We start from the raw sequence: 25,192 nt of genomic DNA, 5'->3' as shown, positions 1-25,192 counted from the left end.
GTTGCGAATCGCAATCGAAGCATGGAGATCGCACCCGTATGCGCAGTTACCCCGCCAACAGCCCGCAGGCCGCAGCGCGCCTGATCAGCCTCGCCATCCTCGCCGACGGCAAGCTGCACGAGAGCGAGATCGCGCTGATCGACCAGCACATGATCCACGACGCGGTGGGCTTGTCGCGCGACGAATTCGTCCAGGTGCTGCTCGATTGCTGCCGCGACCTGGTCGACGAGGCCGAGCAGTCGCGCGTGCATCTGCTCGAAGACGCGCGCATCGACCGGCTCGCCGCCGATATCACACGCCCGGCGCTGCGCCGAACCGTGTGTTCCGCGATTCTCGTGATGGCCAAGTCGGACGGGCGGGTCACCGTTGGCGAGCAGCGCTTGCTGCGGCAACTGATGCAGCGCTGGGGCCTGTCGATCGACGCGCTGTCGGAGTAGTTCCGGGGGTTTGCCAATAATCAGGGCGCCGGAACCCGCGAACCCTGTAAAATCGCGCTTTTGCCCCGATCCGGCGGTTCGGCCGCCCTGGACCCATGAGCGTGAAACCCACCTTTCAGGAAGTGATCCTGCGTCTCCAGAAGTTCTGGAGCGAACACGGCTGTGCCTTGCTGCAACCCTACGACATGGAGGTCGGCGCCGGCACCAGCCACACCGCCACCTTCCTGCGGGCGATCGGCCCCGAGCCGTGGAACGCCGCATATGTGCAGCCTTCGCGCCGCCCCAAGGACGGCCGCTACGGCGAGAACCCCAACCGCCTGCAGCATTACTACCAGTACCAGGTGGTGTTGAAGCCGTCGCCGCTCGCGATCCAGGAGCTCTACATCGAGTCGCTGCGCGCACTGGGCATCAACACCAACGAACACGACATCCGCTTCGTCGAGGACGACTGGGAAAACCCGACGCTGGGTGCCTGGGGCCTCGGCTGGGAAGTCTGGCTCGATGGCATGGAAGTCACGCAGTTCACCTACTTCCAGCAGGTCGGCGGCCTCGAATGCAAGCCGGTGCTGGGCGAGATCACCTACGGTCTCGAGCGCCTGACGATGTACCTGCAGGACTGCGAGAACGTCTACGACCTGGTGTGGACGCCGGGCGTGACCTACGGCGACGTGTATCACCAGAACGAGGTCGAGCAGTCGACCTACAACTTCGAGCACTCGAACGTCGACTTCCTCTTCAGCCAGTTCGCCAACTACGAGTCCGAAGCCAAGCGCCTGATCGACGCCGGCCTCGCGCTGCCGGGCTACGAGATGGCCTTGAAGAGCGCGCACACCTTCAACATGCTCGATGCGCGTGGCGCGATTTCGGTCACCGAGCGTGCCGCCTACATCGGCCGCATCCGTGCCAACTCGCGCCTGGTTGCGCAGGCCTACCTCGCCTCGCGCGATCGCCTCGGCTTCCCGATGGCCAAGCTCGACGACCCGAAGCTGCGTGCGCTGCTGGGCGAAGACGAATGCCAGCGCATTGAAGCCGTTCGCGCCGAGCTCGCTGCCCGCCGCGCGTAAGCGACATCCGAACATCGAATTCTGGAGGGGCGCGCTCGCCGTGCCCGGATCAACATGCAAGACACTCTGCTCGTAGAACTGCTGACCGAGGAACTGCCGCCTAAGGCGCTTGCGCGGCTCGGCGAGGCTTTCGCTGACGGCATCTTCAAGGGCCTGGTGGCCCACAAGCTGGTGGGCGCTGCGCCCGAATTCCACACCTTTGCGTCGCCGCGGCGCCTGGCCGTCACCGTGAGCGGTGTTGCCGCGCAGGCAGCCGATGCGCAGGTGCGCGAGAAGATCATGCCGGTCAGCGTCGCGCTGACGGCCGACGGCACGCCGTCGCCCGCGCTGCTGAAGAAGCTCGAAGCAAAGGGCATCTCCCCCGATGCAGTGGCGAGCTTCGAGCGCGCGATGGACGGCAAGAGCGAAACCTTCTTCCACACGATGACCGTGCCGGGCGCGGCGCTGGATGCGGTACTCGCCGGCATCGTTGCTGAATCCGTGAAGAAGCTGCCGATTCCCAAGGTGATGCGCTGGGGCGATTCGACGCACCAGTTCGTGCGCCCGGTGCATGGCTTGATCCAACTGCACGGTAGCCGTGTGGTGCCGGGTGAAGTGCTGGGACTGGCGGCCGGCAACACCACGCGCGGCCATCGCTTTCTGGGCGAGGGCGCGGTCACTGTGGAGTCCGCCGAAGCCTATGCCCGCACGCTGTTCGAGAAGGGTTCCGTGGTCGCATCGTTCGAGGCCCGCCGCAGCCTGATCGCGCATGAGCTGGCGAAAGCCGCCGCGCAGGTCGGCGCGCATCCGGTGGAAGACGCCGCGCTGCTTGATGAAGTCACCGCGCTGGTCGAGCATCCGACGGTCTACGTCGGCGAGTTCGAAGCGGAGTTCCTCGCGGTGCCGCAGGAATGCCTGATCCTGACGATGAAGCAGAACCAGAAGTACTTCCCGCTTCTGGATGCCGCCGGCAAGCTGATCAACAAGTTCCTGATCGTCGCCAACATCAAGGCCGATATCGCCGACAACATCACTGGCGGCAACGCCCGCGTGGTGCGCGCGCGCCTGTCGGACGCGAAGTTCTTCTTCGACACCGACCGCAAGGCGAAGCTCGATTCGCGCCTGCCGCGCCTGGCGAACGTCGTTTATCACAACAAGCTCGGCTCGGTGCTGGACCGCATTGGCCGCCTCGAAGCGTTGGCCGGCAAGATCGCTGCACGCCTGCATGCGGACGTGGCCGCCGCGCAGCGCGCCGCACGCCTGGCGAAGGCCGACCTCGTCACCGAGATGGTCGGCGAGTTCCCCGAGCTGCAGGGCATCATGGGCGAGTACTACGCCCGCCACGACGGCGAGGGCGAAGTCGTCGCCAAGGCGATCGAGCAGCATTACCACCCGCGCTTTGCCGGTGACAGCCTGCCGCAGGGCAACGTGGCCTGCGCGGTTGCGCTGGCCGACAAGCTCGACGCGCTGGTGGGCTTCTACGCGATCGGCGAGAAGCCGACCGGCGACAAGGACCCCTTCGGCCTGCGTCGTGCAGCACTGGGCGCCTTGCGCATCCTGATCGAAACGGAACTGCCGCTCGAGCTTGACGCGCTGCTGGCGGATGCGGCGGCGGGTTTTGCGGCCGAGCACAACGCGGCTGAGGCGATCCCGGCACTGGTCGAGTTCATCGGCGACCGCCTGCGCAACCTGTTGCGCGAACAGGGCACGCCGGTCGAGCAGGTCGATGCCGTGCTGGCCGCGTTGCCGAGCCGTGTTGCCGACGTGCCGGCCAAACTCGCCGCAGTGGCCGAGTTCGTTGCGTTGCCGGAAGCGGCGGCGCTGGCGGCGGCCAACAAGCGGATCGTGAACATCCTGAAGAAGGCTGAGGGTGCGATTGGCGAAATCGACGTTGCGCTGCTCGTCGAGCCGGCGGAAAAGGCGCTCGCGCATGCGGTGATCGAAGCTGCACCGCTGCAACGTTCGCTGCTCGAAAACGCCGACTACACCGGATCGCTCAAGGCGCTGGCCGGCCTGCGCGGTGCGGTCGACACCTTTTTCGAAGAAGTCATGGTGAACCACGACGAGCCGCTGATCCGTGCCAACCGTCTGGCGCTGCTGAAGCAACTCGCGGGCATGATGAACGCGGTGGCGGATATCTCGCGCCTGTCGGTCTGAACGCGAAGGGTGTTTCTGCAAAAAGAAGGGCGGCCAAGTGGCCGCCCTTTTTCTTTGCCGCCATGCGGGCAAGATCAGTACGTCATGCTCCAGGCCAGTGGCTGGCCATTGGCATCGCGCAACTTGTTCATTTCCTTCACCGCGCGCGCTTGCGTGAGATCGGGCATCGACACCCAGCGGTTCTCGGCGGTGATCGCGTCGCCGCGCATGAAGCCATAGCTGAACAGCGCAAGCGCTTGCGCCGCGCGCGCCGGATCGGTGACCTTCTTGCGCATGACGATGAAGGTGCCGCTGGTGATCGGCCATGCGTCCTTGTCGGCCTGGTCGGTCAGCATTTCCTCGAACTTGCCGGCCGTGGTCCAGGCGCTCGCTTTCAGCGCGGCGCGGAAGCTGGCCGGGCCCGGCTGCGGATAGTCGCCTTTGGCGTTGGCGACGCGGGAGTAGTTGAGCGAGGCCTTTTCGACCTGGCCGAACTCGGCGTATGCAATCGCGCCCGGCGTTTTGGCGAGCGCTTCCAGCTGCGCGGCCGTGCCTTTCGCGAGGACCGTGCCGGCGGGCCAATTGAGCTTGAAGTCGGTGCCGAGCGATTTGGCCCAGTCGGTGCTGACCTTGGCCAGGTAGTGACTCAGCACATAGGTTGTGCCGGAACCGTCTTCACGGCCGATCACGGTGATCGCCTGGTCTGGCAGGCGAACGCCCTTGTTGAGCGCGGCGATCGGCGCCGCGTTCCAGCGCGTGATCTTGCCGGACAGCACGTCGGCCAGCACGCTGCCGCTCAGGCGCAATTCGCCGCGCGGCACGCCGGCAAGGTTGATCGCCGGCACGACACCCGCGATCGCAGTGGGAAAGTTCACAAGCCCGTCGCGTTCGAGTTGCTCGGGCGGCAGCGGCACATCCGAAGCGCCGAAATCGACCTTCCCGTCACGGATTGCCTTGAGACCGGCCGAGGAGCCAACCGCGGCGTACTTCAGTTGGACACCGCTCTTGCGGCCCCATTCGGCCGCCCATGCCGTGTAGAGCGGGGCGGCCGCACTGGAGCCGGCGCCGGAGATTTCTGCGGCCTGGCTGTGCGGCGCGAACGCGAGCAAGCCCAGCAGCAGGAGTGAAAAACGTCGCATCGTGCGCAAATCCGTTTGCATAAAGGGGTGGCGACTGTAATGGATTTGGTGCTTGACCATCAAACCGGGATTGCACTGATGTGGCGCCAGCGTCGGTCCGCGAGACCGGCCGGGCTGATAGCATTACGGATTGCCTGAACCGCAAGCCTCAGCATGAAACTGATCATTCTTGACCGCGACGGCGTGATCAACGTCGATTCCGCGCAATTCATCAAGTCGCCCGATGAGTGGCGGCCGATTCCCGGCAGCCTGGAGGCGATCGCCCGCTTCAACGAAGCGGGCTACCGGGTGGTCGTCGCTTCCAACCAGAGCGGCGTGGGGCGCGGCCTCTTCGACATGGATACGCTGAACGCGATTCACGAGAAGATGACCAAGCTGCTCGCGCAGGCCGGCGGGCGCATCGATGCAATCTTCTTCTGCCCGCATCCCGCCGATTCGACTTGCGACTGCCGCAAGCCGCGCGCCGGCATGCTTCGCGAGATCGCCGCCCGTTTCAACGCAGACCTGCGCGGCGTGCCCACGGTGGGTGACAGCCTGCGCGACCTGCTGGCCGGGCAGGAGGTCGGTTGTGAGCTCTTCCTCGTGCTGACCGGCAAGGGAGAGCGCACCGTGAAGGATCCGAACGTGCCGGCCGGCACGCGGGTGTTTGCCGACCTCGCGGCGGTGGCGGACGCGCTGATCGAATGAGCCGGCGGCCTGACCGCGCAGCGTTCTTGCCGATCGGGCCCTTGCTGCGCTCGGCGGTGTTCCTGCTGCTGCAACTGGTGGTGACGGTGCCCTACGCATTGCTTGCGATGCTGACCTTTCCGTTTCCGCCGCAGCGCCGCTACCACATCATCATGGGTTGGTGCCGCATCAACGTGCGGATGATCCACGCAATTCTCGGCATCCGCTGGCGCATCGAAGGCTGGGAGAACCTGCCGTCGCGGCCCGCGGTGGTGCTGGCCAAGCACCAGTCCGCGCTTGAGACGATCCTGTTCCCGGTGCTGTTCCCGCCGCAGAGTTTTGTGCTGAAGCGCGAACTGCACTGGCTACCGTTCTTCGGCTGGGGGCTCGCGATGCTGCCGATGATTGCGATCGACCGTTCACGGGGCGCCGATGCGATGACGCAGGTGAAGCTCGAAGGGGCAAAGCGGCTGTCCGAGGGTTGGTGGGTGTCGGTCTACCCGGAAGGTACGCGGATGCCGGTGGGCGGGCGCCGTCGCTACAAGCTCGGTGGTGCCACGCTGGCGACATACGCTGGCGCGCCGGTGGTGCCGGTGGCGCTGAACACCGGGGAGTTGTGGCCGCGCCGCGCCTTCATCAAATATCCAGGCGAAGCGCTGATCATCGTCGGCCCGACGATCGAGACCGCCGGCCGCAAGCCGGAGGAGGTTAACGCGGAAGTCGAGGCGTGGATTGAGAACACCATGCGCGCGCGCTTTCCGCATCACTACATGCGCGCGGCGCAGACGGTGAACATTTGAAGCGCGAAGGCCCACGGTCGCTCCGATGTTGATGAAGGTGGTTTCCCGCTTGCTCAAGGCCACGCCGCCGCCCCCGCAGCAGCGCGAGATCGTGTTCGGCCAGCGCACCGTGCCGTACACCCTCAAGCGCAGCGCACGCAAGACGCTGGGCATGAAGATTGATGCCGCGGGCGTGACGGTGACGATCCCGTTACGGGCGACGATTACCGAGACCGAGGCCTTCATCCGCAAGAACGCGGCCTGGCTGATCGAAAAGCTGGATGCTCGCGCAGCGCGGCCGGCGCCGGCACGCTTCGATCTGGCAGACGGCGCGGTGCTGCCGGTGCTGGGCCAGCCCTGCACGATCCGGCTGCAACCGGGGGCCGGGCGCGCGCGCTGGATCGAGGGCCACTTCGAGCGCGAGCTGCACCTGCCGCTGCGCCCGGGGCAGAACCCGCAACTGCTGTTGCGGCGTGTGCTGCAGCGCCATGCGCTGGACTATTTCGGCGGTCGCCTGGATGAGTACATGCACCGGCTCGCGATGACGCATCCGGGCGTGCCGCGCCCGGCGCTATCGCTGACGGGCGCAAAGACCCGCTGGGGGAGCTGCAGCCGGCACAGCGGGATCCGCCTCAACTGGCGCCTGATCCATTTCGAGCATGCGCTGATCGACTATGTGGTGGCGCACGAGGTTGCGCACCTGATCGAGATGAACCACTCGCCGCGCTTCTGGTCAGTCGTCGAGTTGCTGTGCCCCACGTGGCGCGACGCGCGTGCCGAACTGAAGGCGCGTGGTCATGCGCTGCCTGAAATCTGACATCCGAAACCCGAGCCGATTGCGCATGGATTGATCCAGCGTGATCGGCGCTCTACTGAACCAGACACCCGAGGAAACTCCGATGCGAATCCTTCACACCATGCTGCGGGTCGGCGATCTCGACCGCTCGATCAAGTTCTACACCGAAGTGCTGGGCATGCGCCTGCTGCGCCGGAACGACTATCCCGACGGCAAGTTCACCCTTGCCTTCATCGGCTATCAGGATGAGAGCGAGGGCGCGGTGATCGAGCTCACGCACAACTGGGGCGTGGAGTCCTACGAACTGGGCACCGGCTACGGTCACATCGCGCTGGAGGTGGAAGACGCCTACGCGGCGTGCGCCGAGATCAAGGCCCGTGGCGGCGTTGTGACGCGCGAGGCGGGCCCGATGAAGCACGGTACGACGGTGATCGCCTTCGTGCAGGACCCGGACGGCTACAAGGTCGAGCTGATCCAGCGGAAGTCCTGAGCGGGGCGCCGGTCTACCGGCGAGCCTAGTCCTGGAAGCGCGCCCGGATTTCCAGCACCTCGTCCCAGCAGCCGAGGAAGACGTCGACGCAGCGGGGGTCGAAGTGGGTGCCACGCCCCTGTTCAAGGAAGCCGCGCGCGTCTTCCAGCGTCCAGGCGCGCTTGTATGGGCGTGTCGAAGTCAGCGCGTCGAATACATCCGCCACTGCGACGATCCGGCCGATCAGCGGAATGGTCTCGCCTGCGAGCCCCTGCGGGTAACCGCTGCCGTCGAACTTCTCGTGGTGGGTCAGGGCGATCTCGGCGGCCATGTGCAGCACCGGTGAGGCGGAGTCCTTCAGAATCTCGTGCCCGATCGCGGCGTGCCGCTTCATGATCTCGAACTCGTCCGGTGTCAGCCGGCCGGGTTTGAGCAGGATCGCGTCGGGCGTGCCCAGTTTGCCGACGTCATGCATCGGCGCGGCGGCGAGCAGCATCTCGCAGACCGCGGAATCGAGCTGCAACTCGCGCCCGATCATGGCCGAGAAATACGCCATGCGCTGGATGTGCGAACCGGTCTCGGGGTCGCGGAACTCGGCGGCTTTCGCAAGCCGCGTTACGGTCTCGCGCTCGCGTTCGTGGATGTCTGCGGTGGCGCGCCTGACCGCCTCCGCCAGCTCTTCGGCTCGATTCGCGAGCATCAGGGAATGCTGCCTCAGGCGCAGCATGTTCCGTGCGCGCGGGATGAACTCGTTCTTGTCGACGGGCTTGGTGAGGAAGTCGGTGGCGCCGCTTTCGAGCGCATCGAAGCGCACTGTTTTCTCATGCGCGGCGGTAACCATGAGGATAGGCACATCCTCGTTGGAATGCGCCTCACGGAAGCGGCGGATCAGCTCGATGCCGTCGAGCTCCGGCATCATGTAGTCGACGATCAGCAGATCGGGCTGCTCCAGCATGCAGTGCGTCAGCCCCTGCTGCGGGTCGGAAAAAGTCAGCGTCTCGCAATTCTCGACGCGGGCCACGAGCGCCTGCATCAAGGCCAGGTTGACCGGCGTGTCATCGATGATCACAACCTTCATTGCGCGATTCCGGAAGTCCTTGGAAGGAACGCTGGTGCTACTCATCATGCAATTCCCGGGTCGTCGTCGTCGGCGCGCTGCGGGGCGCGGCGCGGCAAGGTCAGGATGAAACGGGTGCCTTCGCCGGTGGTGCTCTCGACGCGGATCGCGCCGCCCAGCACGCCGGTGACGATGGTGTAGACGATGTTGAGGCCAAGCCCGGTGCCGCCTCGGCCGAGTTTGGTGGTGAAGAAGGGGTCGAAGATACGCGGCAGGTTTTCGGCCGGAATGCCTTGGCCATCGTCCTCGAAAACCAGCTTCACATGCTGCTCGCCTTCCACTTCGGCGCTGATCTTGATGCGGCCGCCGGTGTGGGTTTCAAAACCGTGCGTGATGGCGTTGGTGGTCAGGTTGGTGATGACCTGGCCCAGCGCGCCCGGGTAGCTGTCGAATTCAAGACCGGCCGGAATCTCGTTGGCGAAGGTGCAGCCTGCCTTGCGGAAGGTTGGTGCCAGCGTGACCTCGATCTCGCGGGCGATTTCGCGCAGGTCGAAGACCCGCCGACGCGCACCGATCTGGTCTACCGCGATCTGCTTGAAGCTTGAAACCAGATCCGCCGCGCGCTGCAGGTTGCGCAGCAGCGTGTCGTTGCCGTCGGCGAGGTCGGCGAGGAACTCGCTCAGCGTGCTGCGCCGCAGCCCGCTCTCCAGCGCGGAATTGAGTTCGTGCCGGTGGTCTTCCAGCGTGGTCGCGACCATCAGGCAATTGCCGATCGGGGTGTTCAGCTCGTGCGCGATGCCCGCCACCAATCGGCCTAGCGCGGCCAGCTTTTCGTTCTGCACGAGGTGCGTCTGCGCGGTCTGCAGACGGTTGAGCAGTTCGCCCAGCTCGCGGTTGGCAGATTCCAGATCGTGCGTGCGGCGTGCGACCTTGTCTTCCAGCGTACGGTTGATCTCTTCGACTTCCGCCTTGGCGTTGATGATCGGCGTCACGTCGATTGCGCTCCAGATGAAGCAGGCGCGGCCGTGCAGCGTAACGCGGCGTCCCGCGATGTCGTAGCAGGCGCGCGTGCCGTCGGCCGATACCGTCCAGGCGCTGATCTTCTCCTGCTCGTCGATCGCGTTGAGCATCCCGTCGAAACGGTCCGCATCGTCGCCGCTCGCCCACAGCCCAAGGCGCGCCAAGGGCCGGCCGATGCAGTCGCTGAGTGAGCGACCGAAGTCGCGTTCAAACTGGGTGTTGACGTCCAGGATCTCGGCGGTGTGCTCAAGATCGACAATGCACAGGGCGACCGGCGCGTGGTGGAACAGTGCTGCAAAGCGCTGCTCGCTCTCGCGCAGCGCCTCTTCGGCGGCACGTTCCTGCGTGATGTCGCGCAGGTTCCAGACCAGCAACTCCTCGCCGCCGGCACGGAACTGGCGGGCCGATGCCTCCATCAGCAGGCCGACGCCATCGTAGGTGCGCATCCAGACCTCGCGTCCTTCGAGCAGGCCCTTCTCATCGATTTCCGCAATGCAGCTGGCGCGCATCTCCGGGTCGATCCAGAGCGGGATGTCGCTGGCACGCTGGCCCAGCACCTCGCCCTTGGCATAGCCGAAGGTGCGCTCCCAGGCCGGGTTCACCATCCGGAACAAGCCATCTTCCTTGCGCGCGACCGACATCGGCGTTGCCGTCAGCGCGAACACGGTAGACAGGCGTTCCTCGGACTCGCGCCGCGCTGTTTCGGAGCGCTGTCGCTCCTCGAGTTCGCGGCCCAGCGCCACGTTCTTGGCTTCCAGGTCGGCGAAGAGGCCCAGCAATTCACGCCGCGTGACTTCGAGGCGGCTTGCGAGGTGGCCGATCTCATCGTCGCCGCGCGACGGGATCTCCTGCGACAGCTCGCCGCGCGCGAGCGCGTCCGCGGCGTTGCCGAGAGAGGCCAGCGGGGCGACCAGGCGCCGCCGCAACAGCCAGAAGATCATGACCGCGGCAAAGCCCAGCTGCAGCAACGCGGTGCCGGCGAAAGCCCCCATCTGGCGCAATTGCTGTGCCCGCACGGTGTCGCCGGTGACGCCTACGTTCACCGTGCCGAGTTCGCGTTCCTTGTAGATGACCTTGCGCCCGGTCTGGCGGATCTGCGCGTTGGGAGCGCCGCGTTTGATTTCAAGCAGTGGGCCGGCGGTACGGTCAACGATCGTGACCAGCACGACGTCCGGGTCGCTCAACACCGCTTCGACGAGGGGCCGCACGGCGTCCGGGCTCAGGTTCCAGAGCGGCTCGCGGGCACCGAAGGCGAGGATGTTGGCGTACTGGTCGAGCTGCAGCGCGATGCGCCGTTCCACCTCGGCCTGATAACTTTTGTAGAGCACAGGCAGCGCAAAAAGCGCTGGTAGCGCCAGGCCGATGGCGACGAACAGCAGGATCGATGTGCGTAGCGATCGGGTTCTGATGAGCATGGGCTGCGACGCGCCTTTGCGTTTCCAGCATGTTATTACGGCGGGGCGCCGGAGAACTTCAGTGTTTGTTCAATGCCAATGAAGGTGCAGTCATGTTGCAGTGCAAGGTGGCTTCCGCCTAGAGCTGGGTCTGCGTGACCGCCTTGCGGAAACGGGCCAGCGCGATCGCAAAGAAGACCCCGCCGATAGCGAGGATCGCGAGAAAGTCCGGCCACACCACATCGAAACCCGCGCCGCGGTAGAGGATCGCCTGTGCGAAGCGCACGAACCAGGTGGTCGGCGCGCCGAGCATGATGGCCTGCACCAGCCGCGGCATGCTCTCTCGCGGTGTCACGCCGCCCGACAGCAGCTGCAGCGGAATCACGATCAGGATGATCAGCAGCCCCAGCTGCGGCATTGAGCGCGCAACGGTGCCAAGCCAGATGCCGATGGAAGCCGCGGCGAACAGGAAGCACGCGGCGCCAACGAGGAACAGCAGCACCGAGCCCGCCACCGGCACCCGCATCACCGCCTGCACGATCACCATCAGGCCGAAGCTTGCGGCGACCAGCACCACCAGCGCATTGGCCCAAACCTTGGCGAGCATGATTTCCAGCGGCGTCAGCGGCATCACCAGCAGGTGTTCCAGCGTGCCGTGCTCGCGCTCGCGGATGAAGGCCGCGCCGACCAGGATGATCGACAGCAGCGTGATGTTGTTGATCACCTCCATCACGCCGCCGAACCAGAAGCCGGTGAGGTTGGGGTTGAAGCGCACGCGGGTGGCGAGCTGGATCGGCGAAGTCGCAGTGCTGCGTGTGCCGGTAAGGTATTCGTTGAGTTCGCCAGCGATGATGTGCTGGATGTAGCTCGCGCCGATGAAGCTCTGGCCCATGTTGGTGGCGTCGATCGCCAGTTGAAGTTCCGGACGCTTGCCGGCGGAGAGGTCACGCTGGAAGTTCGCCGGGATCACCAGCGCAAACGAGAAGCGGCCGGTATCTAGGCCAGCGTCCGCCTCGCTCAGGGTCGCGGCCTGCGGCGGGCGGAAGTAGGGGGCGTAGAAGGCGCCTGCAATGCGTTGCGAAAGCGGCGAGTGATCCATGTCGACGATGGCGACCGGCGCGTTGTGAAGTTCGCGCGACATACCGCTCGCCGCGGTGTACACGCCGCCCGAGAAAGCCCAGACGATCAGGATCAGCAGCACCCGGTCGGCGAACAGACAGCGCAGCTCTTTCAGACCGAGGCGGAAGATGTTGGCGAGCGTTCTCATGTTCAGCGCTCCTGTTTGGCCAGTAGTGCCCAGCACAGCAGCGTCAGCGCCGGGATGAAGGCGGCGAGCGCCGTGTACTGCCAGACCAGTTCGGAGAAACCGAGCGCTTTCGTGAAGATGCCGCGGCTGATCACGAGGAAGTAGGTCGCCGGGTAGAAGCGGCCGATCCACGGGCCGATACCGTCGAGCGAGCTGACCGGCTCGGTGAGGCCGGAGAACTGCACCGTCGGCAGCATCGTCAGGATGCCGGTCGCAGCCAGCGCCGCGATCTGCGTGCGGGTGAAGGTGGACATCAACAGCCCGATACCGGTTGTGGCGGTAACGTAGAGCAGGGCGCCGACCGTCAGCGCGAGCATGCTGCCTTTGATCGGAACGCCGAACACCGTGACCGCCTGCAGTGTCAGCCCGAAGAAACTGACCATCGCGACCGCGATGTAGGGCAGCTGCTTGCCGAGCAGGAATTCGAGCCGCGTCACCGGTGTGACATAGAGGTTGGTGATGCTGCCCAGCTCCTTCTCGCGCACCACCGCGAGCGCCATCAGGATCGCCGGCACGAACACCAGCAGCAGCGGAATCACTGCCGGCACCATCGCGTAGATGCTCTTGAAGTCCTGGTTGTAGCGGTAGCGCACTTCCAGGTCCGCGGGCATCGCGCTCGGAGTGATGCCGGTCTTGCGTGCAACGAGGTCGGCCAGATACGTGAGATGCGCACCCTCGGCATAGCCGCGCACCGTTTCGCCACGGAAGGGCATTGCGCCATCCACATAGATGGCCAGCGTCGGCGCGCGGCCGGCGCGCAGGTCGGCGCCGTAGCGCGGCGGTATCTCGATCGCCAGCGCGAGTTGGCCGCTTGCCACGCGCTGATCCAGCGCGGCGGGGTCAGCGATCGGCGGCTGCACGATGAAGTAGCGGCTGCCCGCGAAGTTCTCGATGTAGGCGCGGCTCTCCGGGCTCTGGTCGCGGTCGAGCACCGCGAAGCGCAGGTCTTGCACATCCATCGAGATGCCGTAGCCGAGGATGAACATCAGCAGCACCGAACCGAGCAGCGCAAAGGTCAGGCGGATCGGGTCGCGGCGCAGCTCCAGCGTTTCACGGTAGGCATAGCCGAGCAGGCGGCGCAGCGAAAAGCGTGGCGGTGGGCTGTGAGACTTGCCCGCTGCCGTGGGCGTTGGCTGCGTTTCGGCGAGCGGGCTTTCGGGTGAGGGGGCGCCGGCTGCGGCTTCGAGGTAAGCGATGAAGGCTTCCTCCAGCGTGGCCGCGCCGCGGCCTTCGCGCAGCGCTGTCGGCGTGTCGCTCGCGAGTACGCGGCCGGCGTGCATCAGCGAGATGCGGTCGCAGCGCTCGGCCTCGTTCATGAAGTGGGTTGAGATGAAGATCGTGACGCCCTGTTCGCGCGAGAGTTCGACCAGCAGCCGCCAGAAATCGTCACGCGCGATCGGGTCCACGCCCGAAGTCGGTTCGTCGAGGATCAGCAGCTGCGGCTCATGCACCACCGCCACGGCGAGCGAGAGGCGTTGGCGGATGCCCAGCGGCAACGCGTCGGCAGCCGCGTCCAGATGTGGCGCGAGGCCGAAGCGCTCGACCAGGGCGTCGATGCGCGGGCCGATGTGATCCGGCGCCAGATGGAAGAGCTGCGCGTGCAGCCACAGGTTCTGCCGCACCGTCAGCTCGCCGTACAGCGAGAAGGCCTGCGACATGTAGCCGACCTGCTTGCGGGTCTCAAGTGATGTGGCATCGACCGGCTTGCCGAACAGCCGCGCGCTGCCTGCAGTGGGCGGCAGCAGGCCGGTGAGCATCTTCATCGTGGTTGTCTTGCCGCAGCCGTTGGAGCCGAGGAAGCCGAAGATCTCGCCGCGCCCGATGCGGAAGCTCACGTTGTCGACCGCGGTAAAGTCGCCGAAGCGCTGCGTCAGGCCCTCGGCCTCGATTGCGATCTCGGCTTCGTGTGCGTCGCGCGGCGGAATCGTCAGCGCCTGGTGGGCCTTGCGGCGCGCTTCGGGCAGCAAGGCGATGAAAACCTCTTCGAGTGTTTCCTGACCGGTCTGCGCGCGCAGTTCGGCCGGCGTGCCGTGGCCGATCACCTGCCCGGCATCCATCGCCACCAGCGTATCGAAGCGGGCAGCTTCTTCCATGTAGGCGGTGGCGACCAGCACGCTCATGTTGCCGTGCCGGGCTCGGATGCGATCGATCAGCTCCCAGAACTGGCGGCGCGAGAGCGGATCGACCCCGGTGGTCGGCTCGTCGAGGATCAACAGATCCGGGTCGTGAATCAATGCGCAGCACAGTCCGAGCTTCTGCTTCATGCCGCCGGAGAGCTTGGCGGCAGGGCGGTCGCGGAAGGGTGCGAGGCCAGTGGCGGTGAGCAGATCCGCGATGCGCGCATGGCGCTCGGCGCGCCCCTGGCCAAACAGCCGGGCGAAGAAATCCACGTTCTCGAACACCGATAGCGTGGGGTAGAGGTTGCGCCCCAGGCCTTGCGGCATGTACGCGATGCGCGGCTGCACGGTGGCACGAGCACGCGCGTTTCGCATCTCGGCGCCGAGCACTTCGACGCTGCCTTGCTGCAACTTGCGCGCGCCGGCGATCAGTGCGAGCACGCTGGACTTGCCGACGCCGTCCGGCCCGATGAAGCCGACCATGCAGCCCGCGGGCAGGTCGAGCGTGATGGCTTCGATCGCCGCGGTGTGCCCGTAGAGGTGGGTGACGCCCGCAAGGCGGGCGACGCTGATTTGCGTGCCCATGCTGACGCCTCCTCAGTGTGCCGGCAGGCTGGCCGGCCAAGCGGCCTGCGGATCAGTACGAATCCAGGCGATACCGGGCACGCCGGGTTTCACCTCGGCGCGATGCTGTGCGAGCCAGGCGGGCTCGATGCGAACCTTGACGCGGAACATGAGCTTTTCGCGTTCGGTGCGCGTTTCGACTTCGCGTGGCGTGAATTGGGCGCGCGGCGCGACGTAGGTGACGGCGGCGGGGATCAGCTCGGTAGTGGCGTCCAGCCTGATACGTGCCTGCGCGCCCAGCCTTACCAGCCCGGCGCGTTGTTCCGGCAGATAGATCGACATCGACACATCGTCGAGGTCGAGCAGGGTCAGCGTCTTGCCACCAGCGGCGAGTACTTCACCCGGTTCGGCCAGGCGATAGAGCACGCGCCCACTGATCGGCGCCTTCAGGGCGCTGTCTGAAATCGTGCTGCGCAAGCGGTCTGCGCGCGCTTCGGCGGCGAGTGCAGCCGCTTCGGCGGCACTGACGCGCACCTGCGCGGCGGTGAGCGCGGCATCGGTGGTTTCAAGCGTGCTGCGGTCGCGATCGCGCTGCGCCACGCTGAGGAAGTTGCGTGCGATCAGTTGCTCGGTGCGTTGGAGGTTGGCTTGCGCCAGCTGGCGGTTACTCGCTGCGAGTGCCACGCCGGCACGCGCTTCGGCAATCGCTTGCCGGGCCTGTGCAACACCGGCCTCGGCTTCGCGCAACTGCGCGTTGAGTTCATCGACGTCCATCTGCGCGACGATGCTGCCGCGGGAGACGGAATCACCCTCGCGCGGGGTGAGCGTAAGCAGCCGACCGGCAATGCGGGTGGCGACATCCACCTCGGTGGCTTCGATGCGGCCGTTGCCCGAGGCGAAGCCGGCAGGTTCCGGCGGCGGTTGAACATGCTGCCAGCCAAACCAGGCGGCGGCGCCGATCAGGGTGAGCGTTGCAAAGATGAGGCTGCGACGGACGAGCGGACTGGCCATGATGGATCCCCTTTCGGGTGAACCTGCACCCGTTGCGGGTGCTGTTGCGGCACGGGACGCGTGCGCGCGATGCTGCTGTGGCCATTGAAGCGCTGTGGGCGGGGGACGTTATTGGCTCAGGTCAAAAAAGACTGTTGCGGCAGTGGTGTGGTAGGTAAGTGACGCCGTCGCCATCGGCGGCGTCACAAGCGGCCCTTACTTGACGATGCCAAGCAGTTCCACTTCAAACTGAAGCGTGGCGTTCGGCGGAATCACGCCGCCCGCGCCGCGCTGGCCGTAAGCGATCGACGGCGGGCATACGAGCTTGGCCTTGCCGCCCACCTTGATTCTCTGCACGCCCTCGGTCCAGCAGGGGATCACGCGGGTCAGCGGGAATTCGGCCGGTTCGTTGCGGGCGTAGGAGCTGTCGAATTCCTTGCCGTCCGGCAGGGTACCCCGGTAGTGCACACGAACCTTGTCGGTGACCTTGGGCTGGGCGCCGGTGCCATCCTTCAGCGATACGAAGACAAGGCCGGACGGGGTGGTCACGGCACCGGGTTCTTTGGCAGTGCGGGCGGCCAGTTCGGCGCCGGCATCCTGGGCAAAGGCGGGGCTGATCGCAAGGGCGGCAAGCAGGGTGATGATGGACTTCACGGTATCCTCCGAGGGTTGAGCGCCGAAGCATACGACAAGCGCATCCCGCCTGCCGCCTTGAGGAGCCTGTGCATGGCGATAGACCTGTTCTCCGCCGATCCCGCCCACTACGCCGCAGTGCGCCCGGGTTACCCCTCCGCACTGTTCGACTGGATCGCCGCAACCGCACCCGCGCGCGGCCGAGTGTGGGATTGCGGTTGCGGCAATGGCCAGGCCGCCGTCGCGCTGGCACATCACTTCGAGCGGGTCGATGCGACGGATTTGTCTGCTGCGCAGATTGCGCATGCCAAGCCGCATCCGGGCGTGCACTACCGCACCATGGCGGCCGAGGCGACGGATTTCCCAGACGAGGCCTTCGATGCGGTCTGCGTCGCGCAGGCGCTGCATTGGTTCGACATGGTCCGCTTCACGCCGGAACTCGATCGCGTGCTCAAATCCGGCGGGCTGTTTGCAGCCTGGGGTTATGGCGGTTTTTCGCTGAACCCGGTTTTCGACGCCGTGTTGCGCCGCACGGTGCTCGACCCGATTGCGGCCTTCTGGGCGCCGCAGAACCAGTTGTTGTGGGGCGGCTATCGGGCGGTGCCTTTGCCATATCCGGATCTCGATGTGCCATGCATCTACATGCCGGTGCAGGCGGACCTGGCGGGCGTGATCGCCTACCTCAAGTCCTGGTCGGCGGTTCGGCTCTATACCGATGCGCATGGCGACGGCCTGCTGCGCGAGGCGGCCGAAGCGCTGCAGCCGGTGTGGGGGCGCCCGCCGAGCGCCGTGCAGACCCTCGATTTCAGCTTCCACCTGCGGGCAGTCCGAAAGCCGCTCTGAATCCCCTCGACTGTCGTATCGCCGTGCGCGCGATTCGTACTCGCGGCCGCGCTTCGGTAGACTCCCGCTTTTGCGTCCGATTTTTCCCCAAGGCGGCATCGATGAGTCAGCGTGTCCTGACCGGTATCACCACCACCGGCATCCCCCATCTCGGCAATTACGTCGGTGCGATTCGCCCGGCGATTCTCGCGAGCCAGCAGCCCGAAACCGAGAGTTTCTTCTTCCTTGCCGACTATCACGCGCTGATCAAGTGCGACGACCCGGACCGCATCGAGCGTTCGCGTCTCGCGATCGCCGCGACCTGGCTGGCGGCCGGCCTCGACACCTCGCGCGTGGTGTTCTACCGCCAGAGCGACATCCCCGAGATCCCCGAGCTGACCTGGCTGCTGACCTGCGTCACCGCAAAAGGCCTGATGAACCGTGCGCACGCCTACAAGGCCTCGGTGGACCAGAACGAACTGGCCGGCAACGAGCCCGACGACGGCGTGACGATGGGACTCTTCAGCTACCCGATCCTGATGGCGGCGGACATCCTGATCTTCAACGCCAACAAGGTGCCGGTGGGGCGCGATCAGGTGCAGCACATCGAGATGGCGCGCGACGTGGCGCAACGCTTCAACCACCTGTTCGGCAAGGGGCGCCAGTTCTTCGTGCTGCCGGAAGCCGCGGTGGATGAGGCGGTGGCGACGCTGCCCGGCCTCGATGGTCGCAAGATGTCGAAGAGCTACGACAACACCGTGCCGCTGTTCGAAGGCGGCGCCAAAGGGCTGCGCGAAGCCATTGCGCGCATCGTGACCGATTCCCGCCTGCCGGGTGAGCCGAAAGACCCGGACAGCACCAGCCTCACCGCGCTGTTCGACGCTTTCGCCACGCCGGCCGAACGCGAAGCCTTCCGCGCCGATCTGCGCGCCGGCCTCGGTTGGGGTGAGGCCAAGCAGCGCCTGGTCGAACAGCTCGAACGTGAGATCGCGCCGATGCGTGCGCGCTACGAGGAGCTGATCGCACACCCGGCCAAGATCGAAGAGGCGCTGCAGGAAGGTGCGCGCAAGGCGCGCGCGCTGGCCACGCCGCTGCTCGCCGAGCTGCGTCAGGCGGTCGGCCTGCGCCCGATGGTCGCGGCACCGACCGCGAAAGCGGCCGAAGCGGTGAAGGCTGCCGCGAAGCCGGTGTTCAAGCAGTACCGCGAGGCCGACGGCCGCTTCTACTTCAAGCTGACCGATCCGCAAGGCCGCCTGCTGCTGCAGAGTGAAGGCTTTGATGGCGGGCGTGATGCCGGCCAGTGGGTCGGTCGCCTCAAGAGCGAAGGTGCCGCGGCATTGGCCGGTGCGCCGGTTCACGCAGCCGATGGCGTCAGTGCCGACGAGATTGCCGCCGCGCTGGCGAGTTTCGCCGAGGAATGAGTGTGGCCGCGCCTCGGCTCGTGATCTTCGATTGCGATGGCGTGCTGGTGGACAGCGAGCCGATGGCGAACCGCAAGTTCGTCGAGCAAGCCGCCCGCTTCGGCCTGCCGCTCGACGAAGTCGCCACGCTGCATGAGTTCAACGGCGCGGCGATGCGGACGCGGGCCGAGGTGCTGGCGGCCCGCCATGGCTGGGTGCCGCCGGCCGACTTCGTCGCGCGTGTCGATGCCGCGGTGGACGCCGCGGTGACCGAGGCCGAAGCGATCCCGGGCGTGGCGGCAGTGCTCGAGCGTCTTGAGGCTTCGCGGGTGCCCGTCTGTCTCGCCTCGAACAGCCGCCATCAAGAGATCGACCTGCGCCTGCGGCATCTTGGATTCGAGCGTTTCTTCCCACGCCGTTTCAGTGGCGCGGACGATGTCGCCGCCCCGAAGCCGGCGCCCGACCTCTACTTGCATGCGGCGCGCGAGATGGGCGTCTCGCCGGCGGATTGCCTCGTGGTCGAGGATAGCGAGAACGGCATCCGTGCCGCCGTCGCCGCTGGCTCCCGGGTACTTGGCCTGGCGCGCTTTACCCCCGCCGAGCGGATCAGCGCGCTCGGCGCGATTCCGTTCGCCGACATGGCCGCGCTGCCTGCGCTGCTGGTTTCGCAAGGCATAGCGCTCGCCGGATGCTGAGTGCCGCACTGCTGATGCTGGCCGTGCTGTCGGCCTGGGGGCCGCGCGTCGCCGGGCGGCCGGTCTGGCCGGCGGTGTTCGCGTTGGCACTGGTCGCGGCCGTGGCCGAGGGGGTGCTGGCAAGTTGGGCCCTGGCCGCCGTGCTGGCGCTGGCGGCTGCCGGCGTGCTGTATACGCAACTCGCGCACAGGGGCCTGGCCCGTGCGCTTGGGGTCGTTGTGGCCTTGCTGGCCTTGGCGCTCGCGTTGCATGTCGTGCCGGGCGCGGCGAACCCCGTGCTGGCCGGGTTGCAACGCTTGAGTCCCCAGTCGTTGCCGTTCCGGCCGTGGCTGAGTGTGGACAAGGGCTTTGCCGGCCTGGTGCTGTTGTTGTGCTTCGTGCCGCTCGCCCGCTCTGCCGCCGACTGGCGTCAGGTCGGTGCGACCTTGCTGCGCGTGGGCGTGCCGCTGGTGGTTCTGATCGTTGCCGCAAGCCTCGCAGCGGGTTACGTGGCACCGGATCCGAAGTGGCCCGCGTTTGCCTTGCCCTTCCTGGCCGGGAATCTGCTGTTCACCTGCGTCGCCGAGGAGGCGTTCTTCCGCGGCCTGATCCAGCGCGGGCTGGCGACGACGATCGGCGCCGCACCGGCGCTGGCGATCGCAAGCCTGTTGTTCGGCCTCGCACATCTGGGCGGTGGACCGCTTTATGCGGCAATTGCAGCCTTTGCCGGCCTTGGCTACGGCTGGGCGTACCAGCGCAGTGCCCGCATCGAGGCCGCGATCCTGTGTCACTTTGCCCTGAACGCGGTGCATTTCCTCGGTTTCAGCTACCCGGCGCTGTCTCCGCATTGAGCGCGCCTGCCGCCGTACGCCTGGCGAGTTTCTGGCGGTAGGGGTAGAGCGGTCGATAACGCGCCTAAGTCTCCGGACACGAACACCCATCCCCCGGTTGTCGCTCCGGCCATGGCTGTCCGGCTCCTCGCGAGCTGCCGACTGGAGCGACAACACCATCAGCAATTGCCGGGGCAAGCGGCTTGCCGAACCGGGTTTCGACCAGGAGGTGGGGCAGCCGATCATCGCCTTCACCCATGTCGGTGGCCGCAAGTAAGTTAGCAGCTTCCTCAACGTCGACACCCTGAAGTTCGACAGCAGTGACCCGGCCAAGGACTCAAACCATGGCGCGCAGGAGCGCCTCGTGTGCAGTCATCAACTGTCGTTGTCGAAGGTCTCGGGAGTGAAGCTTGCAGCAGGGCTGATGAGCGACATCGCGAGACCCTGCTGGATGCCGTCCGGATGGCCGACGTCGGCAAACTCGCGGGCAAGAACGGCACGGTGTTTGCCAGAGTTGGTCATGAGTACTGGCAGAACAAGTTCGGCGCCAATCACGCGACGGCGCCGGGCGCCAACACTTCGACCGGGATGCGGAAGGCCGAGTAGCTTTGCTGACCGCAGGATCCGCCGGAGGGCGGTGCCCTTGCACCCCCTTGCAGGACGGACGCGCGAGGAAGCGTGCTGAAGGTGATCTCGCTAGGGGTGCGTGCGCAAGCCAAGCGCTTCGATCGTCGCCGGTGCGGGCTTGTGCGAACCGCCGTCCGGTTGGTGCACTGTGGTGCGGTTGCGCCCCGCACGTTTCGATTCGTAGAGCGCCTGGTCGGCCTCGCTCAGCAGGGTGTCGATGCCCCGGTCGCTGTAGTGGTGGTAGACCGACAGGCCCGCCGAAACGGTACAACGCAGAGCACCTTTGCCGGTCGCGATGTCTGTCTGCGCGATCACTTCGCGTATCTTCTCTGCAACGGTCAGCGCGCCGGCCTGGTCGGTGTCTGGCAGCGCGACGACGAACTCTTCGCCCCCCATGCGGCCCGCGACATCGCTGCTTCTGAGGTGGGCGCGGACCAGCTGTGCAACCGTGCGGATGGTGCTGTCGCCGATTTCGTGACCATGGGTGTCATTGATCGACTTGAAGTGGTCGATATCGAGGAACAGGATTGCCATCGGGCGCTTGGCCCGGCGTGCCAGCGTCAGGTACTGCTCGCAGCAGACCAGGAAGGGGGCCCGGTTGTACAGTGAGGTCAGGCCGTCGTAGGTCGCGAGCTGGCGCATTTCCTGTTCCAGGGTGTGGATCCTGAACAGGAATCCGACCATCACCCATGAGATCGTGGGCGCCAGCAGCAGGGGGGTCGCAAGCGTGGCGACCCAGCCAACCATTGGGAGCTCGGCGCCGATGCTTCGGAAGATCAGTACGGTGATGGCAACCGATCCGATGACCGAAGCTGCGGTGACGGCGAGCGTCGTTCCGCGCCTCCCCATCCTGATGACCACGGGCAGCATTCAAGGACCTCCTGCGCGCGTCTATGCTGGCCACCGGTTGCATCCGGCGGGCCGGTATGCCTTCAATCTAGCATCGATGCCGGCTTGCCGGCGGCGCCGCAACTCGCGAGCCGTGCTTCTTTACCATCGGGCGCCCACGGCGTTAGGCTCAAGGCTCCGGCCAGATGCCTTCCGAGAGATGTTGCTAACCGTCAAGCGGTTTGGGTGTTTCCTGCCCCTTTCCTTGTCCCTGATCGGCACGGTATCCCCGGCCGACGCGGCATGTGCGCGGCCTTATGTCGTTCTCGGCTCGCCTGGTGGCGCCAACCTCTATGCCGAACCGGGTGGTGTCGGCGGTTTCCTGCCCGAGCTGGTTGCGCTGGTCGGTCGGCGCAGTGGCTGCAGTCTTCGGGTGGAGCTGCTCCCCCCCGAGCGATTGATCGCGCTTGCCGAAGTCGCGGAGGCGGACATCCTTGGCAATGTCAGCCGCGGGCGCACGATCCCGACCGATCGCGATTTCGTCGCGGTGGCGCAGTTGCCAGTCGAGTTCGTCGTCGATCGCCGCCGCGGCATACAGTCGCCGCAAGCAGTGCTCGGGGCCTCCGGCGCCCTGGTTGGCAGGATGCGCCGCGGGGCTGAGCCGACAGAGGTCCGTGCGTTCTTCGATGCGCTGGCTCCGGAGAACATCGATCAGTCGGAGGATATGGACACCCTGGCGCGCAAGCTTGCCGCCGGGCGCATCGTGGGCTTCTTCGGTACGCCGCTGTACTACCGCCACTCCACCGAGTCGGCGGGCTTGGGGGACAACGCGCGTGGCTTGCCTTTCAAGGCACAGCCTTATCGCATCGGCTGGTCGATGCTTCATGCGCGGGTGGCGCCGGCGGATCGGGCCGTGATTCGGAAGACGCTGGAGGCCCTGGTGCGCAGTGGGGAGGTCGACGCCTTGCTGGCGCGGCACGCTGGCAAGGCGCAACCTGCGCCCTGACGTGTTGGAGGCGCGACGGCCGCCCGTTCAGTGCGGTTTCTGCGCTTCGCCGACGCTGCTTCTGCGCGGCTCCGGCGCCCACCACCAGTTGGCGGGGATCTGGTTGCCCAGGTCCGGGAAGTCCGGGTTCGCGAGTTCGATGATCTGCCGCTGATCAAGCCGTGCTTGCGCGAGCACCGGCGCAAAGTACTGCTGGAATACGCGCTCGTAGCTGCCGTCGCGGCGCGCCTGATCGAGCCCGCGGCCGATGCGCTCGGCCAGGTCGCGTCGGGCCGGATTGACGACGAAGAACCAGTCGGCGCGGTAGTGCAAGGCCAGCCTCGGCTCGATCAGCAGCGTGTTGTCGCCGCGCGCATGCAGGGCCTCGTGCTCCGCGAAGATTTCGCCTACGCCGCGCGAGAGGTAGTCCATGCGGCCAGCCTTGAGCATCTTGAACATGCCTTGGTAGTCCGCGCCGTCGACCACCCTGAGCTGATTGGCCAGCATCACCGGGTAATCGGCAAAAGTCCGGACGAAGCCCATCCGCAACGGGCGCAGGTCGTCGAGCGACTGCACATGAGCGAGTTCTCGCGCGCCCTCGGCGTTTGCCAGTAGCAGGCGCCAGCCGAGCAGGCCGCGTTGCAGCGGCACCGGGATGAAGATCACCGGCTGGCGCACCAGATCGCGGCTGCCGATGGCGACCGCGACGTCCAGGTGGCCGCTGCTCAGGTCCGCAATCCGGCGTGCCTGCATCTGCGCCGGCAGCCGCACGATGCGGTCGGGCGCGTCGCTCGCCGGGGCTTTCTGCAGCGCCAGGGTGAGGATCTCGAGCACGAAGTCCCAGCGCTTGTCTTCCGGCGTATCGCCGCCCGGGAAACGGATATCTCCGGCGATGGCCGGCAGTGCGAACAGCGCGACTAAGAGCAGTAACACGCGATGCAGCATGTGGCGGTGCTCCCGTGTGGCGGGCGAGGTGACAGCGATTATGACCGGACTGGCGCGTCGCGGTGCGAGGAGGGCGCGTCGGCATGTCCGCGTGCACCGGCGCCCGGAGCCCAAAAAAGAAGGGCAACCTGTCAGGGTTGCCCTTCTTCCTGTTGCGGCCAGACTTCTTTCTTTACAGCACCATGCCTGCGCCGACCGTGTTGTTGGTCGACTCGTCGACGACGATGAAGGCGCCGGTTTCGCGGTTAGTGGTGTAGGGGTCAGCGAAGATCGGCTGCGCGAGCTTGAAGCCGACCTCGGCGATGTCGTTCACCGCCAGTTGCGTCGCATCGACATGCTCTTGCGAGTTGATGTCGACCTTGTAGGCGATGCCCGAAAGCTTGGCCTTGACGGTGCGCGAGGTGTGGCGGATCAGGTAGGTGCGGGCCGGCGACAGCGGCGTCTCCGACAGCCAGCACAGCATCGCGCGCAGCTCCTTCTTCGCTTCCGGCGCGTTGCCGGACTTGACGATCATGTCGCCGCGCGAGATGTCGACCTCGTCTTCCAGCAGCAGCGTGACCGACTGTTCGGTGTGGCCGACGTCGATCGGCTCCCCGCCGATGTGCACCGCCTTGACGCGCGATTCGATGCCCGAGGGCAGCACCGTGACGGCGTCGCCCGCTTGTACCGTGCCCGATTCGACACGACCGGCGAAGCCGCGGTAGTCGTGCAGTTCGGGGTCGTCCGAGGCTTGCGGGCGGATCACGTACTGCACCGGGAAGCGGAAGGATTCGCTGCGTTCGTGCGTGCCAGCGGGCGGCGCCGTTTCGAGGATATCCAGCAGGGTCGGGCCTTCGTACCAGGGCATCGCATCGCCGCGCTCGACGATGTTGTCGCCAGCCAGCGCGGACACCGGGATGAAGCGCACGTCGAAGCCCTTGGCGGTGAGGCCCATCTTGTCGGCGAAGGCACGGTACTCGGCGCAGATGCGGTCGTACGTGGCCTGGTTGTAGTCGACCAGATCCATCTTGTTCACCGCCACCACCAGATGCGGAATGCCCACCAGATGCGTGATGTAGCTGTGCCGGCGGGTCTGCGCGAGCACACCCTTGCGCGCGTCGATCATGATGATCGCGAGGTTCGCGGTGGATGCCGCGGTGACCATGTTGCGGGTGTACTGCTCGTGGCCCGGCGCGTCGGCGATGATGTACTTGCGCGTGCCGGTGGCGAAGTAGCGGTAGGCCACGTCGATCGTGATCCCCTGTTCGCGCTCGGCCTGCAGGCCATCGGTCAGCAGCGAGAGGTCGACCGCCTCGAGCCCGCGCTTCTTCGAGGTCTTCTCGATCGCGGTCAGCGCATCGGCGAGGATCGCCTTGGTGTCGTACAGCAGGCGGCCGATCAGCGTGCTCTTGCCGTCGTCGACGCTGCCGCAGGTCATGAAGCGCAGCAGGCCGTTTTCTTGGGTCGGAAGGTGTTCCATCGCGGACATCTCTAGGTTCTTTCGTTAAGTCCTACAAAAGGACGCGCAGAGATCGTAGCGAGCGGGGTCAGGCCGG

Annotated in this window: 23 protein-coding genes; 12 read left to right on the top strand and 11 right to left on the bottom strand. The window is 66.2% G+C overall.

The window, feature by feature from the left end:
• Positions 1-38 precede the first annotated feature (38 nt).
• The 3 genes from JY500_RS17175 (at position 39) to glyS (ending at position 3,637) form a co-directional block, all read left to right on the top strand.
• Positions 39-437, top strand: a complete 399-nt coding sequence (locus JY500_RS17175; RefSeq protein ID WP_172196695.1) for a TerB family tellurite resistance protein — start codon at positions 39-41, stop codon at positions 435-437.
• Positions 438-532: 95 nt separating this feature from the next.
• Complete coding sequence (glyQ, locus tag JY500_RS17170; protein ID WP_206253940.1) at positions 533-1,501, top strand: glycine--tRNA ligase subunit alpha; 969 nt, start codon at positions 533-535, stop codon at positions 1,499-1,501.
• Positions 1,502-1,555: 54 nt separating this feature from the next.
• Positions 1,556-3,637: a glycine--tRNA ligase subunit beta gene (gene glyS, locus JY500_RS17165; RefSeq protein WP_206253939.1), complete on the top strand. Its 2,082-nt coding sequence runs from the start codon at positions 1,556-1,558 to the stop codon at positions 3,635-3,637.
• A gap of 74 nt (positions 3,638-3,711) precedes the next feature.
• On the opposite strand, the gene pstS is transcribed toward glyS, so the two are convergent.
• A complete protein-coding gene (gene pstS, locus JY500_RS17160) occupies positions 3,712-4,755 on the bottom strand; it encodes a phosphate ABC transporter substrate-binding protein PstS (RefSeq protein ID WP_206253938.1) in 1,044 nt (347 codons plus the stop codon).
• A 153-nt stretch (positions 4,756-4,908) separates the two neighbouring features.
• On the opposite strand from pstS, the gene gmhB reads away from it, so the two are divergent.
• The 4 genes from gmhB (at position 4,909) to gloA (ending at position 7,486) form a co-directional block, all read left to right on the top strand.
• On the top strand, positions 4,909-5,442 hold the full coding sequence (gene gmhB / locus JY500_RS17155) for a D-glycero-beta-D-manno-heptose 1,7-bisphosphate 7-phosphatase (protein WP_172196701.1): 534 nt from the start codon (positions 4,909-4,911) through the stop codon (positions 5,440-5,442).
• Complete coding sequence (locus tag JY500_RS17150; RefSeq protein WP_206253937.1) at positions 5,439-6,221, top strand: lysophospholipid acyltransferase family protein; 783 nt, start codon at positions 5,439-5,441, stop codon at positions 6,219-6,221. The genes gmhB and JY500_RS17150 overlap by 4 nt, the downstream gene beginning before the upstream one ends.
• Positions 6,222-6,246: 25 nt before the next feature.
• Complete coding sequence (locus JY500_RS17145) at positions 6,247-7,017, top strand: M48 family metallopeptidase (protein WP_206253936.1); 771 nt, start codon at positions 6,247-6,249, stop codon at positions 7,015-7,017.
• Positions 7,018-7,099: 82 nt separating this feature from the next.
• Positions 7,100-7,486, top strand: coding sequence for a lactoylglutathione lyase (gene gloA / locus JY500_RS17140; protein ID WP_172196707.1), 387 nt, complete (start codon positions 7,100-7,102; stop codon positions 7,484-7,486).
• A 25-nt stretch (positions 7,487-7,511) separates the two neighbouring features.
• Here gloA and JY500_RS17135 read toward each other — a convergent pair whose 3' ends face one another.
• The 6 genes from JY500_RS17135 to JY500_RS22205 form a co-directional block, all read right to left on the bottom strand.
• Complete coding sequence (locus tag JY500_RS17135; protein ID WP_206253935.1) at positions 7,512-8,543, bottom strand: HD domain-containing phosphohydrolase; 1,032 nt, start codon at positions 8,541-8,543, stop codon at positions 7,512-7,514.
• Between the two features lie 44 nt (positions 8,544-8,587).
• Positions 8,588-10,957, bottom strand: a complete 2,370-nt coding sequence (locus JY500_RS17130; RefSeq protein ID WP_206253934.1) for a sensor histidine kinase — start codon at positions 10,955-10,957, stop codon at positions 8,588-8,590.
• Between the two features lie 118 nt (positions 10,958-11,075).
• Positions 11,076-12,203 carry an ABC transporter permease gene (locus JY500_RS17125; RefSeq protein ID WP_206253933.1) on the bottom strand — a complete coding sequence of 376 codons (1,128 nt, stop codon included), beginning with the start codon at positions 12,201-12,203 and terminating at the stop codon, positions 11,076-11,078.
• A 2-nt stretch (positions 12,204-12,205) separates the two neighbouring features.
• Positions 12,206-14,944 carry a ribosome-associated ATPase/putative transporter RbbA gene (gene rbbA, locus JY500_RS17120; RefSeq protein ID WP_206253932.1) on the bottom strand — a complete coding sequence of 913 codons (2,739 nt, stop codon included), beginning with the start codon at positions 14,942-14,944 and terminating at the stop codon, positions 12,206-12,208.
• Between the two features lie 12 nt (positions 14,945-14,956).
• Positions 14,957-15,934, bottom strand: coding sequence for an HlyD family secretion protein (locus JY500_RS17115; RefSeq protein WP_206253931.1), 978 nt, complete (start codon positions 15,932-15,934; stop codon positions 14,957-14,959).
• 195 nt (positions 15,935-16,129) lie between these two features.
• Positions 16,130-16,567, bottom strand: a complete 438-nt coding sequence (locus tag JY500_RS22205; protein ID WP_343073321.1) for an FKBP-type peptidyl-prolyl cis-trans isomerase — start codon at positions 16,565-16,567, stop codon at positions 16,130-16,132.
• Positions 16,568-16,639: 72 nt separating this feature from the next.
• On the opposite strand from JY500_RS22205, the gene JY500_RS17105 reads away from it, so the two are divergent.
• The 4 genes from JY500_RS17105 (at position 16,640) to JY500_RS17090 (ending at position 20,293) form a co-directional block, all read left to right on the top strand.
• Positions 16,640-17,389, top strand: a complete 750-nt coding sequence (locus JY500_RS17105; protein ID WP_246479668.1) for a class I SAM-dependent methyltransferase — start codon at positions 16,640-16,642, stop codon at positions 17,387-17,389.
• 101 nt (positions 17,390-17,490) lie between these two features.
• Positions 17,491-18,789, top strand: a complete 1,299-nt coding sequence (locus tag JY500_RS17100) for a tryptophan--tRNA ligase (RefSeq protein WP_206253928.1) — start codon at positions 17,491-17,493, stop codon at positions 18,787-18,789.
• Positions 18,790-18,791: 2 nt separating this feature from the next.
• The gene (locus JY500_RS17095) at positions 18,792-19,463 is read left to right on the top strand and encodes an HAD family hydrolase (protein ID WP_206253927.1); all 672 of its coding nucleotides are present in this window, start codon (positions 18,792-18,794) and stop codon (positions 19,461-19,463) included.
• On the top strand, positions 19,457-20,293 hold the full coding sequence (locus JY500_RS17090; protein ID WP_206253926.1) for a CPBP family intramembrane glutamic endopeptidase: 837 nt from the start codon (positions 19,457-19,459) through the stop codon (positions 20,291-20,293). Before JY500_RS17095 ends, JY500_RS17090 begins: the two co-directional genes overlap by 7 nt.
• Positions 20,294-20,647: 354 nt before the next feature.
• Here JY500_RS17090 and JY500_RS17085 read toward each other — a convergent pair whose 3' ends face one another.
• Both JY500_RS17085 and JY500_RS17080 read right to left on the bottom strand, forming a co-directional pair.
• A complete protein-coding gene (locus tag JY500_RS17085; RefSeq protein ID WP_206253925.1) occupies positions 20,648-20,827 on the bottom strand; it encodes a hypothetical protein in 180 nt (59 codons plus the stop codon).
• Between the two features lie 141 nt (positions 20,828-20,968).
• Positions 20,969-21,769: a GGDEF domain-containing protein gene (locus JY500_RS17080; RefSeq protein ID WP_206253924.1), complete on the bottom strand. Its 801-nt coding sequence runs from the start codon at positions 21,767-21,769 to the stop codon at positions 20,969-20,971.
• A 223-nt stretch (positions 21,770-21,992) separates the two neighbouring features.
• On the opposite strand from JY500_RS17080, the gene JY500_RS17075 reads away from it, so the two are divergent.
• Positions 21,993-22,733: a substrate-binding periplasmic protein gene (locus JY500_RS17075; protein WP_206253923.1), complete on the top strand. Its 741-nt coding sequence runs from the start codon at positions 21,993-21,995 to the stop codon at positions 22,731-22,733.
• Positions 22,734-22,760: 27 nt separating this feature from the next.
• Here the strand turns inward: JY500_RS17075 and JY500_RS17070 are convergent, their stop codons facing one another.
• Entirely contained in the window at positions 22,761-23,657 is an 897-nt protein-coding gene (locus tag JY500_RS17070; protein WP_206253922.1) for a substrate-binding periplasmic protein, read from the bottom strand.
• Between the two features lie 172 nt (positions 23,658-23,829).
• Positions 23,830-25,125: a sulfate adenylyltransferase subunit 1 gene (locus tag JY500_RS17065; protein ID WP_172196732.1), complete on the bottom strand. Its 1,296-nt coding sequence runs from the start codon at positions 25,123-25,125 to the stop codon at positions 23,830-23,832.
• Positions 25,126-25,192 lie beyond the last annotated feature (67 nt).

Source organism: Niveibacterium microcysteis (genome assembly GCF_017161445.1).
Taxonomy (GTDB): domain Bacteria; phylum Pseudomonadota; class Gammaproteobacteria; order Burkholderiales; family Rhodocyclaceae; genus Niveibacterium; species Niveibacterium microcysteis.
This window is presented reverse-complemented; position numbering and strand designations above follow the sequence as displayed.

Bases quoted from the DNA above. Each gene is read 5' to 3' on its own strand.
- JY500_RS17175 (WP_172196695.1), top strand. From the start codon at position 39: ATGCGCAGTTACCCCGCCAACAGCCCGCAGGCCGCAGCGCGCCTGATC.
- glyQ (WP_206253940.1), top strand. From the start codon at position 533: ATGAGCGTGAAACCCACCTTTCAGGAAGTGATCCTGCGTCTCCAGAAG.
- glyS (WP_206253939.1), top strand. From the start codon at position 1,556: ATGCAAGACACTCTGCTCGTAGAACTGCTGACCGAGGAACTGCCGCCT.
- pstS (WP_206253938.1), bottom strand. From the start codon at position 4,755: ATGCGACGTTTTTCACTCCTGCTGCTGGGCTTGCTCGCGTTCGCGCCG.
- gmhB (WP_172196701.1), top strand. From the start codon at position 4,909: ATGAAACTGATCATTCTTGACCGCGACGGCGTGATCAACGTCGATTCC.
- JY500_RS17150 (WP_206253937.1), top strand. From the start codon at position 5,439: ATGAGCCGGCGGCCTGACCGCGCAGCGTTCTTGCCGATCGGGCCCTTG.
- JY500_RS17145 (WP_206253936.1), top strand. From the start codon at position 6,247: ATGTTGATGAAGGTGGTTTCCCGCTTGCTCAAGGCCACGCCGCCGCCC.
- gloA (WP_172196707.1), top strand. From the start codon at position 7,100: ATGCGAATCCTTCACACCATGCTGCGGGTCGGCGATCTCGACCGCTCG.
- JY500_RS17135 (WP_206253935.1), bottom strand. From the start codon at position 8,543: ATGAAGGTTGTGATCATCGATGACACGCCGGTCAACCTGGCCTTGATG.
- JY500_RS17130 (WP_206253934.1), bottom strand. From the start codon at position 10,957: ATGCTCATCAGAACCCGATCGCTACGCACATCGATCCTGCTGTTCGTC.
- JY500_RS17125 (WP_206253933.1), bottom strand. From the start codon at position 12,203: ATGAGAACGCTCGCCAACATCTTCCGCCTCGGTCTGAAAGAGCTGCGC.
- rbbA (WP_206253932.1), bottom strand. From the start codon at position 14,944: ATGGGCACGCAAATCAGCGTCGCCCGCCTTGCGGGCGTCACCCACCTC.
- JY500_RS17115 (WP_206253931.1), bottom strand. From the start codon at position 15,934: ATGGCCAGTCCGCTCGTCCGTCGCAGCCTCATCTTTGCAACGCTCACC.
- JY500_RS17105 (WP_246479668.1), top strand. From the start codon at position 16,640: ATGGCGATAGACCTGTTCTCCGCCGATCCCGCCCACTACGCCGCAGTG.
- JY500_RS17100 (WP_206253928.1), top strand. From the start codon at position 17,491: ATGAGTCAGCGTGTCCTGACCGGTATCACCACCACCGGCATCCCCCAT.
- JY500_RS17090 (WP_206253926.1), top strand. From the start codon at position 19,457: ATGCTGAGTGCCGCACTGCTGATGCTGGCCGTGCTGTCGGCCTGGGGG.
- JY500_RS17080 (WP_206253924.1), bottom strand. From the start codon at position 21,769: ATGCTGCCCGTGGTCATCAGGATGGGGAGGCGCGGAACGACGCTCGCC.
- JY500_RS17070 (WP_206253922.1), bottom strand. From the start codon at position 23,657: ATGCTGCATCGCGTGTTACTGCTCTTAGTCGCGCTGTTCGCACTGCCG.
- JY500_RS17065 (WP_172196732.1), bottom strand. From the start codon at position 25,125: ATGTCCGCGATGGAACACCTTCCGACCCAAGAAAACGGCCTGCTGCGC.